At 68.8% G+C, this 15,627-nt stretch carries 14 protein-coding genes; 7 read left to right on the forward strand and 7 right to left on the reverse strand.

Annotated elements, in window-relative coordinates; all coding sequences use genetic code 11:
* Window positions 1–16 precede the first annotated feature (16 nt).
* Entirely contained in the window at window positions 17–664 is a 648-nt protein-coding gene (locus DB31_RS35970; RefSeq protein WP_044196614.1) for a hypothetical protein, read from the reverse strand.
* 193 nt (window positions 665–857) lie between these two features.
* Between DB31_RS35970 and DB31_RS35975 the strand changes: the two genes are divergently transcribed.
* Complete coding sequence (locus DB31_RS35975) at window positions 858–1,274, forward strand: hypothetical protein (protein WP_044196616.1); 417 nt, start codon at window positions 858–860, stop codon at window positions 1,272–1,274.
* 22 nt (window positions 1,275–1,296) lie between these two features.
* Here the strand turns inward: DB31_RS35975 and DB31_RS35980 are convergent, their stop codons facing one another.
* Both DB31_RS35980 and DB31_RS35990 read right to left on the reverse strand, forming a co-directional pair.
* Entirely contained in the window at window positions 1,297–5,016 is a 3,720-nt protein-coding gene (locus DB31_RS35980) for a serine/threonine-protein kinase (RefSeq protein ID WP_083969095.1), read from the reverse strand.
* Between the two features lie 525 nt (window positions 5,017–5,541).
* Window positions 5,542–6,603, reverse strand: a complete 1,062-nt coding sequence (locus DB31_RS35990; protein WP_240487055.1) for a DMT family transporter — start codon at window positions 6,601–6,603, stop codon at window positions 5,542–5,544.
* A gap of 114 nt (window positions 6,604–6,717) precedes the next feature.
* Between DB31_RS35990 and DB31_RS35995 the strand changes: the two genes are divergently transcribed.
* The 5 genes from DB31_RS35995 to DB31_RS36015 all read left to right on the forward strand — a co-directional run bounded on the left by DB31_RS35995 (window position 6,718) and on the right by DB31_RS36015 (window position 10,566).
* Complete coding sequence (locus DB31_RS35995) at window positions 6,718–7,044, forward strand: hypothetical protein (RefSeq protein WP_052420523.1); 327 nt, start codon at window positions 6,718–6,720, stop codon at window positions 7,042–7,044.
* Between the two features lie 179 nt (window positions 7,045–7,223).
* On the forward strand, window positions 7,224–7,628 hold the full coding sequence (locus DB31_RS36000) for a response regulator (protein WP_044196620.1): 405 nt from the start codon (window positions 7,224–7,226) through the stop codon (window positions 7,626–7,628).
* Between the two features lie 113 nt (window positions 7,629–7,741).
* Window positions 7,742–9,379 carry an L-glutamate gamma-semialdehyde dehydrogenase gene (pruA, locus tag DB31_RS36005; protein ID WP_044196623.1) on the forward strand — a complete coding sequence of 546 codons (1,638 nt, stop codon included), beginning with the start codon at window positions 7,742–7,744 and terminating at the stop codon, window positions 9,377–9,379.
* 12 nt (window positions 9,380–9,391) lie between these two features.
* Window positions 9,392–10,234, forward strand: a complete 843-nt coding sequence (locus DB31_RS36010) for an aldose epimerase family protein (protein WP_044196624.1) — start codon at window positions 9,392–9,394, stop codon at window positions 10,232–10,234.
* 17 nt (window positions 10,235–10,251) lie between these two features.
* Window positions 10,252–10,566: a hypothetical protein gene (locus tag DB31_RS36015; protein ID WP_044196626.1), complete on the forward strand. Its 315-nt coding sequence runs from the start codon at window positions 10,252–10,254 to the stop codon at window positions 10,564–10,566.
* A 9-nt stretch (window positions 10,567–10,575) separates the two neighbouring features.
* Here the strand turns inward: DB31_RS36015 and DB31_RS36020 are convergent, their stop codons facing one another.
* Together DB31_RS36020 and DB31_RS36025 are read right to left on the reverse strand one after the other, a co-directional pair.
* Window positions 10,576–10,968 (reverse strand): DUSAM domain-containing protein, encoded by a 393-nt coding sequence (locus tag DB31_RS36020; RefSeq protein WP_044196628.1) that lies wholly within the window; start codon window positions 10,966–10,968, stop codon window positions 10,576–10,578.
* A gap of 36 nt (window positions 10,969–11,004) precedes the next feature.
* A complete protein-coding gene (locus DB31_RS36025) occupies window positions 11,005–11,922 on the reverse strand; it encodes an MBL fold metallo-hydrolase (RefSeq protein ID WP_044196631.1) in 918 nt (305 codons plus the stop codon).
* Between the two features lie 169 nt (window positions 11,923–12,091).
* Here DB31_RS36025 and DB31_RS36030 point away from each other — a divergent pair, with 169 nt between their 5' ends.
* Window positions 12,092–13,288, forward strand: a complete 1,197-nt coding sequence (locus tag DB31_RS36030; protein ID WP_044196633.1) for an RCC1 domain-containing protein — start codon at window positions 12,092–12,094, stop codon at window positions 13,286–13,288.
* Between the two features lie 5 nt (window positions 13,289–13,293).
* Here DB31_RS36030 and DB31_RS36035 read toward each other — a convergent pair whose 3' ends face one another.
* Entirely contained in the window at window positions 13,294–14,400 is a 1,107-nt protein-coding gene (locus DB31_RS36035; RefSeq protein WP_044196635.1) for a potassium channel family protein, read from the reverse strand.
* Window positions 14,397–15,602 carry a twin-arginine translocase subunit TatC gene (gene tatC / locus DB31_RS36040; protein ID WP_044196637.1) on the reverse strand — a complete coding sequence of 402 codons (1,206 nt, stop codon included), beginning with the start codon at window positions 15,600–15,602 and terminating at the stop codon, window positions 14,397–14,399. Before tatC ends, DB31_RS36035 begins: the two co-directional genes overlap by 4 nt.
* Between the last annotated feature and the right edge of the window lie 25 nt (window positions 15,603–15,627).

The raw sequence follows: 15,627 nt of genomic DNA on the forward strand, positions 1-15,627 counted from the left end.
AAACCGCCCCGCCCCTTCAACGGCCACGCCCACCCAGGAAGGCGCTGGCGACAATCGCGAGCGCCGCCACCGTCCACAACAACCCCGTGAGGTTCTGCCGGCGGATCTCCTTCTGCCCGAGCCCTCGGTACCATGAACGCCCGGCCTCCACCCGGCCTTCCCAGGTGAAGTCCCCTGTGGGACTCACACCTTCCAGGCGCTTGAGGTGGGCGCGGAAGAGCCGCTCGGGGGTGGCCTCCTCCAAGCCCCCCGAGCGGTACTTCCCGGGAATGTCCAGCGCCGGACGCCGATAGCCCGCGGTGATGACGAAGCCCTCGGGCGCCAGCGGCGTGAGGAAGTAGAGGCGCGGGGTGCCCTGCGCCCCCTCGTGGAGCGTGGCGAAGACGCGCTCACCGGGGTGGGCATAGTCATAGGAGAGCGCGGCCCGGCGCAGAGGCGTCTTCTCCTCGTGGCTGCCCAGCGCAACGAAGCCCAGCGCCTTCAGCTGCGCCTCCAGCGGGGCCAGCACCTCCGGCAGGTTCATCTGATCCCCGGGCGCATCCGGCTCCACGCGCACTCGAGAGGGAAAGAGGAACAGGGTGGCACGCCACAGGTTGAGCACCAGGAGCGTCACGGCGAGCCCCAGGCCCGCAAGCGCGGTGGCCAGCTGGGCAAGGACGTTCATGGGCGGGCTCCGGGGGGCGAGGCCATCCCTCGCACCGTAGCCACGAGGGGCCGCCGCCGTCCATGACTGGACGCCCCCTCACCTGCCCCTCAGGCCGGGCTGCAATTCGCGCGCAGGCCATGTATGACGCCGGGCCCTCGACGTGCGCCATGCCTCACCTCATCGCCTCCTCTCCTTCGAAAAGCCTCCGTCCGTGACCCATCGCTCCCCTCCCTCCGAGCCCCTCGTGCTCCGCAAGGGCGAGCTCGAGTTCCGCGCCTCCCCGCCGGAGTTGGAGGTCCAGGTGTGGGACTACCACGCGGACCCTGTGCACCTGTCCGCGCAGGACCTCGCTCAGCTGGGCCTCATCGCCACCGAGCAGCGAGGGACCCTTCCCCGCAGCCTCGTGGGCCCCTGGCGCGAAGCCCTCCGGCAGGGCGTCGCGGGCCGGGATCACCCCGCTCCCTCGCTCAGCGACGAGACCAGTTCGCGGGCCCTGCACCTGGGCGGCCTCGCCTTCCTCCCTGTCGTCGAGGGGCTGGACGTGTACGTGATCAGCTACGACTCGGTGCCAGCGCGGCTGGGGCTCCACCACCTGACCCGGCTCGGCCTGCGCTACCGGGACGCCTGACAGCAGAGGGCGGTGAGCGCCCCTACCCCGTCTTCAGCCCCAGCTGGCTCAGCACGTCCTCGCGCAGGGTCGCCACCCGCGTCAGCCAGAAGGGTGAGCGCGCCGCCTGAAAGGCCTTCTCCGCCGCATCCAGCGCGCGGGAGGCCTCGAGCGAGGAGCGCGCGAACCACAGCTCCGCCAGCGCGAAGTGCACCAGCCCGACCTGCAGCACGTTGCGCGTCTCCTCCGCCCGCGCGAGCGCCTGCGCCAAGTGGGCCAGGCCCTCGTCCACCGGCACCAGCGGCGCCAGCGCCCGGCGAGCGAGGATTTCATCGAAGGGGTTCTCCAGCACCGGATCCAACGCCCGAGTCAGCGCGGCCTCGGCGGCTTCCCGGGCGACGGCCTCGTTCCCCTGCGAGCGCTCGAAACGGGACTGGTAGACGCGCACCAGCGTCTCCATGCGGAACTCGTCCGTGCGCGCCACCTCCAGCGCTCGCGGGAGTGACTCGCGCGCGGCGGCCACGTCGTTGGCCAGCACGTCCCGGCACGCCTGGTACACCTGCACGTAGCGCTGCAGCCACAAGTCCCCGGGCAGCACCTCGGCCAGCGTCTGCCCGCGGGCCAGCACCGCCTCCACCTGCTCCAGCTCGCCACGCTCCAGGTAGTACGGAGGCGTGTAGATGGCGAGGTTGCGCTCGGGCAGGCGCGGGTTGCCCAGGCGGCGGATCAGCTCCTGCTTCTCGATGAGCACGGGGATGAGCGCCACCGCGTCGCCCGTGAAGGAGGCGCGGACGATCTGCGTGAACAGGTGGTAGATGCGGATGTCCGTGAAGCCGAACGTCTCCGCCACCTCGAACCCGTCGCGGGTGGCGTCCGCGTCCAGCGGCTCGCCACGCAGGCCCCGGAGCATGTTGAGGAAATAGCACCCCATGCCCAACGCCCAGGCCAGCCGGGGCGAGGGCCGCTCCACCGAGGCCCGGAACGCACGCAGCCGCTCCACCTGCTCGCGCTGGGCCTTGAGCACGCCCGCGAAGTGCCCGGTGTGCGAGCTGAGCGCGCCCCGCCCGATGAACACGCCGGCCCGGAAGGGCGAGTCCACCGGGTGCTCGCGCTCCACGCGCTCCAGCAGCAGCTGGAAGTCCCCAGTGCGGCCCATGATGGCCATGGCGATGCCTTGCAGAATCTGCAGCTCCGCCTTCTTCCAGAACACCTCCACCGGCGTCATGTGCGCGGAGATGGGAATCTCGCGGAACACCTGGCGCAGGGCCTCGGCGTGCTCGGCGGGAGGCGCGGTGCGCGCCGCGTCCAGCTGCTCGAGCGCCTCCTGGCGGCCCGCCTCCAGGTCCACCGTGTCCGCCCAGTGCTGAAAGAGCTTATGCGCGTACACCAGCGCGGTGGGTGGATCGCTCGTGTAGCCCACCTCGATGAGCGTGGCCCACGTGCGGATGATCTGCCCCACTCGCTCAGGGGTGCGCGGCTCCTGCTCCAGCAGCTCCGCCGCCTCCTTCAACAGGAGCGTGGCATCCAGCAGCGCCTGCGAGCCGATGGCCGCCTGCCCCGCGCGCATCAGCGGCTCGATGGCGCGCCGAGGCTGCGTGGAGCGGGCGAAGTGGTAGCCCACCATCCGGTCCATGTTCGGGTTGTCGTGCCGGAAGCCCTGGAGCACCTCGGCCACGCGCCCGTGGTACGCGCGGCGCATCTGCTCTGGGGTGCTGTCGTAGATGGCCTGGTGGACGGTGTCGTGGGTGAAGACGTAGCGGCCTTCGATGAGCTGGAGGAACTGCCGCGCGACGATGTCGTCCAGCGCCTGGAACAGATCCACCTCGATCATGCCCGCCAGCGCGCGGACCATGGGCAGCTCCAGGCTGCGGCCCGCGGGAGCCAGCCGGCGCAGCAGCGACACCCGGTCCGGCGGGGCCGCCTTGAGCCGGGCCAGCACGGTGTCCTCGATGGTCACGGGCAGCTTGCGCTTGGCCAGGTTCCCATCGGCCATCCACCGGCCGCCCAAGCGGCGCAGGGCGCCCTCCTCCACCAGAGCGCGCAGGCACTCGGTGGCGAAGAAGGCGTTGCCCTCGGTGATGGAGTGCAGGCCGGTGACGAAGCCCTCGGGGACCTGCAGGCCGGGGAGCGCCAGCTGCACCAGCGTCTGCACGTGCTCGGAGGTGAGTGGGGCCAGGTCCATGCGGTGGGACAGACCCTCGTCCACCGTCTGGAAGGCGAGGCTCAGCCGGCTCAGCGCGTCCGAGCGATACGAGCCGACCACCATGCCGCGCGAGCGGGACAGGGCGCGGATGATGACGTTGAGCACCTCGAGCGAGGAGGAGTCCGCCCACTGCAGATCCTCGAAGCACAGGACGAAGGTGTGGCGATCGGCCAGAGCCTGGAGCCACTCGGTGAGCGCGCCGAAGATGGCGATGCGCTCGGCGCCCGCGTCCGAGAAGGTGGGCACCGGCGCCGTCTTCGAGGACAGGGCGGGCACCAGGCGGCCCAGCAGGGGCGCCACGCGCTCGGCCAGCTCGGGGGGCGTCAGCGGCACGAGGCTGCGCAGGGCCTGGGTGAGCGGGGCCAGCGGGGCGAGGCCCTCGGCGCGGCACTGGCCCATGCCGAAGACGATCTCCGCCAGCTTGGCCTGCAGCTCGAACTCCTGGAGCAGCCGGGACTTGCCCACGCCGGCGGGGGCGCCGATGAGCACCGCCTGGGACTGGCCCCAGTCCGCCTCGGCCAGCGAGTTCATCAGATGCTCCAGCTCCGCCTCGCGGCCTACCACCTCGGGCACGTGGAGGTAGCTGGCGCGCGCGGACAGGGGCTCCTCGGGCAGCGGCTCGCCGCTGGCCTGGCAGAGCGCCTCGAGCAGCTCGCCCGCGTTCTGGTACCTGTCGCGCGGGTCCTTGGCCATCAGCAGGAGGATGATCTCCTCTAGCGCCGGATCCACGGGGCAGATGGTGGAGGGCTTGGGCGGCGGCCGGGTCAGGTGGTCCGCCAGAAGGGCGGCGGGGCTCTGGCGCTTGAAGGGCAGCCGGCGCGTGGCGAGGAAGTAGGCCATCACGCCCAACGAGTACAGGTCCGCGCGCCCGTCGATGTTGGCGCCGCGCTGCCACTCGGGGGCCATGTACTCCAGCGTGCCCTTGAGCTTGCCAGGGCTCGGCGTGCCCAGCTGGTGCATCACGCCGAAGTCCATCAACTTGATGGTGCCATCCTCCATGAAGCGCACGTTGCTGGCCTTGATGTCGCAGTGGACGTAGAGGCGCGCATGGATGAAGGCCAGCACCTGGGCCATCTGGATCAGGATGCGGTAGAGCGTCAGTGTGTCGAGCGGCTGCCCCCGGGCCACCGAGCTCAAGTCCTGCCCACCCACCACCTCCATGGTGATGAAGCGGTTACCGGCCTCGGTCATCCCGCAGTCGAAGACCTTGAGGGTGCCGGGGTGCTGCAGCTTCGTCATGGCGTAGAACTCGTGCCGGAACATCAGCACCAGCTCCTCCACCTTGGACGGGCTGAGGCCCTCGGGGACCTGCATCTCCTTGAGGGCCACCTGGCGCAGTTCCTGGAGGTCCTCCGCGAGCCAGATGCGGCCCATACCGCCCTCGCCCAGCACCCGCTCGATCTGGTAGCGGCCCTGGACCAGGGTGCCCGGCAGCAGCGAGCGGCGATCCGTCTGGCGCAGGTTCGGCACCGACACCGGCGTACGCGGCTCCTCCATCAGTGCGCTCGACGACGGGCGGCTGCGCTCGTCGAGGACTGAAGTCTTGTCTTCGTCGCTCATCGGGAGCCGTGGCGTAGGGACAGGCACGGAGGGGGGCGTCGGACAGGGGGCAGTAGTCGCTTTCAGTGTATCCTACACATTCTGCTCAAGCGGGCTTTGCGGATCCAGTCCTACCTGGTGTGTAGGGTCGAGGGAGGACGGGGGAGATCCACTGAAGCCCCATTGACAGCCCCGCAGCTTCCTTGAGTCGGCGTGGTTGGCGCAAGCACCCCCGTCCGCCCTCCTGGGTCAGCCCCGGCGCCTCAGGCGGCCGCTGCGCAGGGAGCCCTGCTGCCAGGGGAGGAGGCGTAGCTCCGGCCTTCTTCCCTGGGGCCTGACGTGAACACCGGTCTCCTCCCAGCCTGCGTCGCTCCTGGGGAAGCTCCCGTTCGCGATGTGTGCCTCGATGGGAGGGCTCCCCACGGCCAGGCCGCTGGCCTCCTGTTCGGAAATGTCGGGGGTTTTGAGCTCGAAAAAGTCCCGACATTTCCGAACAGTCATACACGCGGGGCGTCTCTCGCCTCGCCTGCCCCAGCGGCCTCCGCTTCAGTGCTGGTGCCGGTGGTGGAGATCCGACACGTGCGGATGATCATGGGTGATGGGCACGTGCCGATGCGGGTGGCTGTGGGGCTCGGAGACCCGAGTCATTCCCGGATGCTCGTGCTGGTGGTGCGCGTCGTGGACGTGCAGGTGCTCGTGCTCCAGGGCCGTGTGCGTGTGGACGTGGACGTGGCGCTCGCGCAGGAGCAGGAGGACACCCGCAGCCATCAGCGCGCCCGCGACCCACTCCAGGACTTGGAACCGCTCGTCCAGCAAGGGCACGGCCACCAGGGCCCCAACAAAAGGAGCCGTAGCGAAGTAGGCGGCCTCGCGCGCGGCTCCGAGCAGGCGCAGGGCGTGAGTGTCGAGCACGATGCTCAGGCCATAACTGCCCAGGCCCAGAACGAGCGCGGCGGCGATCACCGGTGCGGGAGGCCAGGATTGTCCGGTCAGCAAGGCAAGAACGAGCGTGCACGCGCCAGCGCCCAGTGCTTTCACCCGTACGAGCGCCACCGGATCCTTGAGGGAAAGCCGCTGGGTCAGGTTGTTGTCCACGGCCCAGGCCAGACACGCACCCGCCAGGCACAGCGCCCCGAGCGCATCCCCATGAACCTCTCCCGCCTCGACGCCCAGCACCACCGCCCCGCTGAAGATGAAGCCTGCGGCGAGCAGGCCCGAGCGCCCCAGGTGCTCGCCGAAGACGAGGAGCGCCAGCAACAGCGTGAGCGGCCCCTCCAGGTTGAGCATCAGTGATGCCGCCACTCCAGACAGCCGTCCGAGCCCCGTCAGCATCAGCACCGGCCCCAGCACTCCGCCGCACAGGATGATGCCCGCCAGCAGTGGCACGTCCTTGCGCCCCAACGGGGCCTCACGGCTCGAAGTGCCGGACCGCCGCCGGAGCAAGCCCAGAGCGGAGAGCCCCAGCCCACTGCCCAAGTAGAGGAGCGACGCCAGCACCAGGGGCCCGCTGGACGGAAGGAGCCGCTTGGCCACGGGAGCGCTGACACCGAAAAGCGCAGCTGCTCCCAGCCCCATGAGCGCCCCTCTCACGCGTGGCGACACCGCCATCGTTCCCTCCTGTCGGGGTGGTGGGCAGCCCGCTCCACCCCACGGTCATGAAGCAGTCTAAGCCGCGAACTTGAAGCGAGTGGGCTCAGCCCTGCACCTCACGGAGACAGCGCCATGGCCAACAACAAGAAGGACACCCCTCGGGACATCGGAGACGACCAGCAGGCCGCCATGCTGCCCAGGGAGAACTTCCAGCCGCGCAAGCGAGGCGAAGTGGCGAATGCGCTGGATGAAGGCGCCCGGCAGGTGAGCCGCCGGCTCGCGTCGGATGACGACACCGTCTCGACAGACCCCATCAAGCAGACTTCCTGGGAAGACCGCGTCGAGCGCGGCAAGGAATGGACCGAAGAGCACGTCCCCGAGCGCGAGGCCCGAGGCGACGAAGAGCCGAACTCCGAGGTTTCCCGCCGAGGTCTGGTGAATCCGCCCCCTGAGGAGTGACGCACTCCGAGACCTACATGGGACAGCGCTCAGTGTCCCCACCACGGCTCAGTATGGGTCTGGGTGGACCCGAGCCTTCCCATCCTGCGCGGGGAGTGCTTTTGTCCTCCAGTGCACACCGTGCTGGGTTGCGGTCTCCTAGCGCGTGCTGTGTGGCCGTTCGAGGGAGAGCCATCGCCGTGAAGCCTCAGCTGCTCATCGTAGAGAACACCCGGACCATGCGCGAGACGCTGCGCCTGCTGTTGTCCGGAGAGTTCGACTGCACCGTGGCCGAGAGCGGCGAGGCTGGACTGGCGAAGATGCTGGAGCGCCCGCCGGACCTGCTGCTGTCGGACGTGAACATGGACGGCATGGACGGCTACGCACTGTGCCATCGGGTCCGCACCGAGCCTCGGCTGAAGCACATCCAGGTGGCCTTCCTCAGCGGCTATCCGCCCCGGCTGGGGGAGCCCGCCCTGGCGCAGCCGGACATCTACCTGCTGAAGCCGGCCAAGCCCCCCGAGCTCATCGCCAAGCTCCACGCGCTGCTGCGGCAGCGTCCTCCGGCGGACAGCTCGCTGGTCGAGCTCACCCCCGAGGGCTGACGCACCCGGTCAACGGGCTGTCACGCAGGGAAAACCGAGGCCACTTCCGCGGGCCAGCTTGGGGATAAAGGGCTATATGCTCCGCGGCCCTTTTCCCGAACCCGAGGTCCCGCGTGATCAACGCCATCGCCCGCGTTCCCCCTCCGCAGAACGAGCCCATCCTCCCCTACACGCCCGGCGCCCCCGAGCGCACCGCGCTGCAGGCCACGCTCCAGCGCATGGCCTCCGAGCGCATCGAGATTCCCGTCATCATCGGCGGCAAGCACATCCGCACCGGCAAGACGGACCCGGTGCGGATGCCGCACAAGCACTCGCACGTGCTGGCCACGCTGCACGAGGCGGACGCCAGCCATGTGGAGCAGGCCATCCAGAACGCGCTGTCGGTGAAGGACGAGTGGGCCCGCATTCCGTTCACCGAGCGCGCCGCCATCTTCCTGCGCGCGGCGGAGCTGTTGGCCACGCGCTACCGCCCCATCCTGAACGCGGCCACCATGCTGGGCCAGTCGAAGACGGCGCACCAGGCGGAGATCGACGCGGCGTGCGAGGCGATCGACTTCCTGCGCTTCAACGTGCACTTCGCCGAGCGCCTTCTGGCCGAGCAGCCGTTGAGTTCGCCGCAGACGTGGAACCTGATGGACTACCGTCCGCTGGACGGGTTCGTGTTCGCGGTGGCGCCGTTCAACTTCACGTCCATTACGCTGAACCTGGCCACCGCGCCGGCCATCATGGGCAACGTGGTGCTGCTCAAGCCGTCCTCCACGTCGGCGTTCAGCTCCTGGTACATCATGGAGCTGCTGCGCGAGGCGGGGCTGCCGGACGGAGTCATCAACTTCCTGCCCGGGGATGGTCCGACGATCGGCAACCCGGCGCTGGCCAGCCCGCACCTGGGCGGCATCCACTTCACGGGCTCCACGCCGACGTTCCAGGGCATGTGGCGCACGGTGGGCGAGAACATCCACCGCTACAAGCAGTACCCACGGCTGGTGGGCGAGACGGGCGGTAAGGACTTCATCTTCGCGCACGCCTCGGCGGCGGATGATGTGGACGCGCTGGCGACGGCGATTGTCCGCGGCGGCTTCGAGTACCAGGGGCAGAAGTGCTCGGCGGCCTCGCGCGTGTACGTGCCCGAGTCGCTGTGGCCCAAGCTGAAGGCGCGGGTGCAGGAGTTCACCGCCGAGCTGCGAATGGGCGATGTGACGGACTTCCGCAACTTCATGGGCGCGGTGATCGACGAGAAGTCATTCAAGCGGGTGTCCTCGTACATCGAGCTGGCGAAGCAGGGCGGCTCGGAGGCGACGATCATCACCGGCGGAGACGCGGACCGGAGCGAGGGCTGGTTCGTGAAGCCCACGGTGGTGCAGCTGACCAACCCGCGCCACCGCATCATGCAGGAGGAGATCTTCGCGCCGCTGGTGGGCGTGCACGTGTATCCGGACGCGCGCTTCGAGGAGACGCTGCGCGAGTGCGATCAGACGGCGGCATACGCGCTCACGGGCGCGGTGTTCGCACGGGACCGGAAGGCGATCTCCACGGCGATGCGGGAGCTGCGCGGCACGGCCGGCAACTTCTACATCAACGACAAGCCCACGGGGGCGGTGGTGGGGCAGCAGCCGTTCGGCGGTTCGAGGAACTCGGGCACCAACGACAAGGCGGGCTCGATGCTGAACCTGGTGCGGTGGACGAGCCCTCGCACCATCAAGGAGAACTTCGCGCCGCCGACGCGGGTGCCCTACCCGTTCATGCAGGGCTGAGAGGTCCACGCCATGCCGTTCCAGGGACTCGGAGGGCTGGAGACATACGTGCTCGAGGATGGGGAGGCCCGGGTGGAGGTCATCCCCAGCCGAGGGGCGCTCGTCACGCGCATGAACGTGGGCGGGGACGAGCTGCTCTACCTGGACGAGAGCACGGTGGTGGACCTGTCGAAGAACGTGCGCGGGGGGATTCCGGTGCTGTTCCCCATCGCGGGGAAGCTGCCGGGGGACACGTACCCGGTGGGACGGCAGGCGTACTCGATGACGCAGCACGGGTTCGCCCGGAGGCTGCCGTGGACGGTGCGGCAGGCGGAGCGGGAGATGTTGGTGCTGGGGCTGAGCGCCACGGAGGAGACGCTGCGACAGTTCCCGTGGCGCTTCGACGCGCAGCTCACGCTGTCGCTAGACGGACCGCAGCTCACGTTGGACTTCGACGTGGAGAACCGGGACGAGCGCCCGCTGCCGGTGCACCTGGGGTTCCACCCGTACTTCCACGTGCTGGACATGGTGAAAGCCGCGGCGAGCGTGGCCACGGATGCGACGAAGGCGTGGGACAACCGTCAAGGGAAGGTGGTGCCCTTCAGAGGGCTGAACCTGACGGCGCCCGAGGTGGACTTGCACCTGCTGGACCACTCGGAGGCAGGGACGACACTGCACCGAGGCTTGGGACGGAGGCCGGTGAAGCTCACGTGGAGCATCGAGTTCCAGCGGATGGTGGTGTGGACACTGCAGGGGAAGGACTTCGTCTGCGTGGAGCCGTGGACGGCGTCCGCAGGAGCTCTGGCCACGGGCGAGGGACTGCTCCACGTGGCCCCGGGCGAGCGCTTCTCGCTCATCTTCGGCATCGGCGCCTGAGCAAGAAAGGGTACCCTATGGGCAACTGGCTCCCCCAGCTCACCTTCATTGAGGATCCGATCGCCGACGACTTCTGGTCGTACGAGAACGACGATGGGGTTCAGCATATTGCGAGAGTGACGATCGGCCGCCCCGCCCCCATCCCCAACGATCCACAGGGCAACTGGTACTGCCCCCTGTGCATCCAGCACAGGGAGACTCAGTCGGAGATCCTGTGCCGGGTGGGCGTCGGGCCCGTCGATGCCCTGGTGAACGCCACGCGGGTCGCGTCGGACCACTTCCACGAGCTGCGCAAGGTCAGCCCTCGCGCGCAACCTGTCAAACGCCCATGAAGGTGGTTCCTACGACGCCCCCTCCATCTTCTCGAGTTCGCCTTCGGCAATCTCTCGATACAAGGGGACGACCTCCACACTCAGCAGGTCGCGCATCTGCTGGCGCGCCTCATCGAGCTTCCCTTGCTCCTGAAGGCGGTACATTCGATGGAGAGCATTGCCGAGCCGATGCGAGCCCTCACGGACGCGCGCTCGGATCTTCCCCAGTAACTCGATAGCGCCCTCCACGCTCAAGAGCGCTGCCATGGCCTCGGCTTCGCCGAGGGCTACCGTTGGGGCCGCGCGAAGGAGCAGATTGCGCACATCGCCGGTGAGTTCGAGGTCTCCGCCCCGGTGAACCAGTTGTTCGAGTTCCCAGAGCTGGTTCCAGAGCGCATCGAGTGTCGCGTCTCGGGGCTCCATCGCCTCATCTCTTCCTGGGAGCCCCACTCCTGAGCGCTACTTCGCCGCCCCGAAAGCCTGCGCCTGCCGCGCCCACTCCGCCGGCAGACCAATGTTCAGGAACACCTCGAGCCGGTAGCCCGGATACGCCTCCACCAGCCGCGACTGGATGCGCTCGAGCGCCGCGTCCGTCGGCTTCCCCTGCGGCTTCTCCGCCGCCACCTCGGCGATGACCCGCTGCAGGTAGGCACGCTCCATGTCCAGCAAGCCCGCGTTCCCCGAGGGCCCTCGGCCCGGGTGTACCCATTTGGGCTTCAGCGCCTTCATCTCGTCGATGCGCTTCAGCCACTCATCCGTCCTGCCGATCTCCAGCCAGCTGTGCGTGTTGCTCGCGATCATGTCCCCCGGGAACAGATGGCCCTCGTACTCGACCACCACGTGGGCCTCGCTGCAGCCCGCGCCCATCACGTGGGCCTTCACCGTCACGCCGCCCGCGCTCAACTCCGTCGTGGCCGAGCCGAAGCTCTCCGGCAGCGGCACCTCCGTCGGGTAGTCCGGCTTGTAGCGCTCGTAGAAGGACGCGGTGCGGATCTGGTGCACGTGGGGAACGAGCGCGCGCACCTGCTCGCTCGTCACCACGCGGATGCCCCGCTTGCGCAGCACGTTCGTCCCGTTGAACTTGTCCGGGTTCGGGTGCAGCACGATGGCCAGCAGCGCCTTCTTCCCCGTCACCTGCTCCGCCCAGTTCACGAACTCCTCGGCGGCCGACGGCAAGAACTGCGTGTCGATGAGGATCAACCCCTCGGGGCCCTCGATCCAGTACGACGAGGTGCTGAACCCCCACGGCGAGGACACGTACGTGCCCACCCGCGCGTCACCGCTGGAGGTCAGCGTCACCTCCGCGCCCGCGGGGCGCTGGACAGAGGCACAACCCGCGACGAGCGCGAGCATCAGCATGAAAGCAATGCGAGGCATGATTCGGTCTCCTGAGCGGCCGCCTTTCTTACGCGCACGCACCGCCCACGGACAACCGCCATGGCGGGACGCGCACTCTGTGTCCAGATCCACAAGCCGCACGGACCCGCTCTGCCCCCCGCTTAGACACGTGCGGTAGAACCCTGTCTTCCCCTTCCAAGGAGCAACGATGACCTCGCGTTGGCTCACTCTGACCCTGGCGCTGCTCGCAGCCGCTTGCGGCGGCGGTACCTCTCCCACGCCTCCGGAGCCGAACCCGGATCCGGTTCCGCTGCCCTCTCCCCCTCCCACCGCCAAGGGAGCCGTGAGCGCCGGGGAGCACCACACGTGCGGGTTCAACTCGAACGGAGAGACATGGTGCTGGGGCCGGAACCAGTACGGCGAGCAGGGCACCTCGGGCGACGAGAGCCCTGTCCCGGTGCAAGCACGCATCACGGGACTGGCCCAGGTGGTCTCAGGCAACCAGGCCACGTGTGGCCTCAAGACGGATGGGACCTTCTGGTGCTGGGGACGCATCCTGAGCGAGGACGAGGACACGCTGTTCTCCCCGCCCCAGCAGCTGACCGTGTTCGGCACCGAGGTCCAATCCTTCGACATGGGCGAGGAGACCGCCTACGTGACCAAGAAGGACGGCAGCATCTGGGCCTACTCCCAGGGCGACACCCAGCAAGTGGTGGCGAGCGGAGCGCGCGCTCTCTCCGTGTACGACGGGGACTTCATGTGCTTCGTGAAGAGCGATGGCACCCTGGTCTGCCAGGGCTACAACAACGCGGGCAACCTGGGCAACGGCACCACGAGCGGCGGCTCCGTCCAGGTCAAGGTCCCCGCAGGCACCCTCTTCCAGCAAGTCTCCGTGGGCGGGAACTTCGCGTGCGGCCTGACCACGGCGGGAGAGGTGTGGTGCTGGGGCGCCAACGAAGTCGCCCAGACGGGGACGCGCACGGGCACCCAGGACTGCTTCTGGTCCAGCGGCGCGCTGCCTTGCAACCCCACTCCGCGGAAGATCACCGGCCTGCCGGCTCCAGCCAAGGTCCTCGTCACGGCCTACAGCACCGCGCTGGTGCTGCTCACGGACGGAACCGTCTGGGGTTGGGGAGGCAATGCCACCCTCCAGCTGGGCGCGGCCACCCAGGAAACGTGCCCCAACATCTTCGGCAATGATCCGTGCAGTTCCACGCCGGTGAAGGTACCCGTCCAGAACATGCTCACCTTGAGCGCGGGCGGCGACCACGTCTGCGGCTGTGACACGAGCGGCACCGCGTGGTGCTGGGGCTTCTCGGCGAGCGGAAAGCTGGGCACGACGTCACAGCCGGAAACCCTGGAAGGCGAACCTCCCGCCCAGGTGCTGAACTTCCGCTGCTGGTAGAGGACTCAGTCCGTCCCTGTCGGCCGAGTCAGGGCCGGCAGGGCCGACTCGTTGTCGGACCAGATGGGCGGATGCGCCTCGCCGGTGAAGGCGCGCAGCCGCCGGTAGTCTGGGTACTCAGCCTGGAGTGTCAGCAGATCCCCATCCAGGATGCGCTGGTCGCCGTTCGGGTGGAGCTTGTCCTCGCCTCCTCGCCGCAGCGAGAGCGCCAGCGCCCCGAAGCGATCCCTCACCTCGGAAATGGTGATGCCCGGCAGCCCCGTACGGGCCTCGAACACCGACACCACCATTAGATGCCCGCCAATCCGGAACGAGTGAACGATGCGCGGATCCAGCGCCGCCAGCGCCATGGCCGGCGCGGCCAGCGAGGAGCTCGACAGCGCCTCGGCCTTGAAGGTGTCGCGCACCTTGGCCACCAGGTCGTCATCGAACAGGCGGATGACCACGCGGATGCCCGGATTGAAGCGCCGCGCGTCCAGGGCGATGTTCAGGTTGGCCAGGTCATCGTCCGTGGAGCAGACGATGGCGGAGGCCGCCCTCACGTTCAGGCGCGGCAGGCACTGCGGGCTGCGGATGTCGTCGATGAGCAGCGGCACTTGCTGGTCGCGCAGCACGCTCACGAAGGCACCATCCTCGCGCTTCTCCACCACCACCACGTCCTTGCCCATGGACAGCAGCTGGTCCACCACGCGGTAGCCCACGCGGCCCGCCCCGCACACGATGATGTGCCCCTTCAAGGTCTCGGCAATCACCTCGATCCACTCCTTGTCGCTCTTGTGCTTGGCGAAGAACAGGTAGGCAAAGCGCACAACGCCATCCACCACCAGCGCGATGCCCACCGGCGGGATGAGCAGGTTCAGCACCGTGAGCACCCAGTCATCCGCGCAGTCCAGCGAGGGCTGCCCGAACAACAGGAAGTACACGTGCTGCAGCGCCTTGCCGGCCTTCACGTGCTCGCCGCCGGGCAGCTCGCACTGCAGCTGGTAGATGGGTGGGGCCCCCAGGAACAGCGCCGCCGTCAGCAACAGCGTGATGCGGAAGCGCTTCAGCAGCGCGAACAGGTAGCGCAGGTTCGCGATCAGCCGCCGGCGAGGAGGCGAGGACCGGTTCATGGCGCCGGCGAGATGCTCGGGTCAACCTCGGTCTTGGACCGCCGCCGCTCGATCAGCCACACCGCCACCACGCCCAGCTCGTAGCACAGCAACATGGGCCCCGCCATCAGCGACAGGTTCACCACGTCCCCCGTGGGAGTGAGGATCGCCGCGGCGATGAGGCACACCACGAAGGCATGGCGCTGGTATTTGAAGAGCCACTTGCTCTTCACCACACCCACCACGCCGAGCAGCGCCATCACCAGCGGCAGCTCGAAGATGACGCCGAAGGCCAGCAGCAGCACCAGCACGAGGGACAGCTGCTCGTTCATGGTGAGCATGGGCCGCGTCCACCGGAGCGCCTCGTGGCGGGCGTGCCCGGTGGCCAGCTCCTTCTCCAGCTTCCACAGGCCGGCCAGCTCCTCGGTGCGAGTCGGCGCCACGCCCGCGAGCAGGCTCGCCGCCTCATCCATTGCCGCGGCCGCCACCGCATAGTCCTTGCGCCCGAAGGCCTCGGCCGCCACCACGCGCTTCTCCACCGCCTGCTTCAGCACGAGCCGCGAGGGCACGCCGAAGCCGTCCGCCGTGGCGTCCAGCAGCTTCCCCAGCCCCTCCAGGCGGGCCGCCAGCTCCACGCTCTCGGAGGGCACCACCTCGGGCTCGTCCAGCATCCCGTCGCCGGCGGAGACCAGCGCCGAGGTGGCCTCCTTCGCGAGCTGTCCGGCGCGCTCCGCATCCCCTAACCGCAGGAAGCGCAGCGCATCCTCCGTGCGCATGCGGGCCACATCCATGCGGCTCTCCACCGCGGCGGCCTCCTCCTCGTTCAGGAGGAACTGGAACATGGAGGGCAGCACCGCGAAGTAACAGAACGCAGCGCCGAGCATGAAGGCCAGCGAGCCGAAGATGACGAAGGGCGAGGCGTAGCGCCGCTCCTCCGGGTACAGCCCGGGCGAGACGAAGCCCCAGATCTGCCAGAGGATGACGGGCGTGGTGAGGAAGATGCCGCAGTACACCCCCACCTTCATGAGGACGTTAATCTCCTCGATGCCGGAGGTGTAGACGAGGGAGCGGGCCTCGGGCGGGAGCGCCGCCAGCACGGGCTTCATCAGCACGCCGAAGATGGGGCGGGCGAAGACGAGAGACACGCCGCCCAGCACCAACACCGCCAGGGTGCACTTGACGAGCCGCGCACGGAGCTCCGTGAGGTGCTCCGCCAGCGACATGCGCAGTTCAGGGTCCAGAGTCGGA

Source organism: Hyalangium minutum, from assembly GCF_000737315.1.
In the GTDB taxonomy this organism is placed as follows: Bacteria; Myxococcota; Myxococcia; order Myxococcales; family Myxococcaceae; genus Hyalangium; species Hyalangium minutum.

Bases quoted from the DNA above. Each gene is read 5' to 3' on its own strand.
- DB31_RS36010 (WP_044196624.1), top strand. From the start codon at position 9,392: ATGCCGTTCCAGGGACTCGGAGGGCTGGAGACATACGTGCTCGAGGAT.
- DB31_RS35990 (WP_240487055.1), bottom strand. From the start codon at position 6,603: ATGGCGGTGTCGCCACGCGTGAGAGGGGCGCTCATGGGGCTGGGAGCA.
- DB31_RS35970 (WP_044196614.1), bottom strand. From the start codon at position 664: ATGAACGTCCTTGCCCAGCTGGCCACCGCGCTTGCGGGCCTGGGGCTC.
- DB31_RS36015 (WP_044196626.1), top strand. From the start codon at position 10,252: ATGGGCAACTGGCTCCCCCAGCTCACCTTCATTGAGGATCCGATCGCC.
- DB31_RS36035 (WP_044196635.1), bottom strand. From the start codon at position 14,400: ATGAACCGGTCCTCGCCTCCTCGCCGGCGGCTGATCGCGAACCTGCGC.
- DB31_RS36025 (WP_044196631.1), bottom strand. From the start codon at position 11,922: ATGCCTCGCATTGCTTTCATGCTGATGCTCGCGCTCGTCGCGGGTTGT.
- DB31_RS35995 (WP_052420523.1), top strand. From the start codon at position 6,718: ATGGCCAACAACAAGAAGGACACCCCTCGGGACATCGGAGACGACCAG.
- DB31_RS35980 (WP_083969095.1), bottom strand. From the start codon at position 5,016: ATGAGCGACGAAGACAAGACTTCAGTCCTCGACGAGCGCAGCCGCCCG.
- DB31_RS36030 (WP_044196633.1), top strand. From the start codon at position 12,092: ATGACCTCGCGTTGGCTCACTCTGACCCTGGCGCTGCTCGCAGCCGCT.
- tatC (WP_044196637.1), bottom strand. From the start codon at position 15,602: ATGTCGCTGGCGGAGCACCTCACGGAGCTCCGTGCGCGGCTCGTCAAG.
- DB31_RS36020 (WP_044196628.1), bottom strand. From the start codon at position 10,968: ATGGAGCCCCGAGACGCGACACTCGATGCGCTCTGGAACCAGCTCTGG.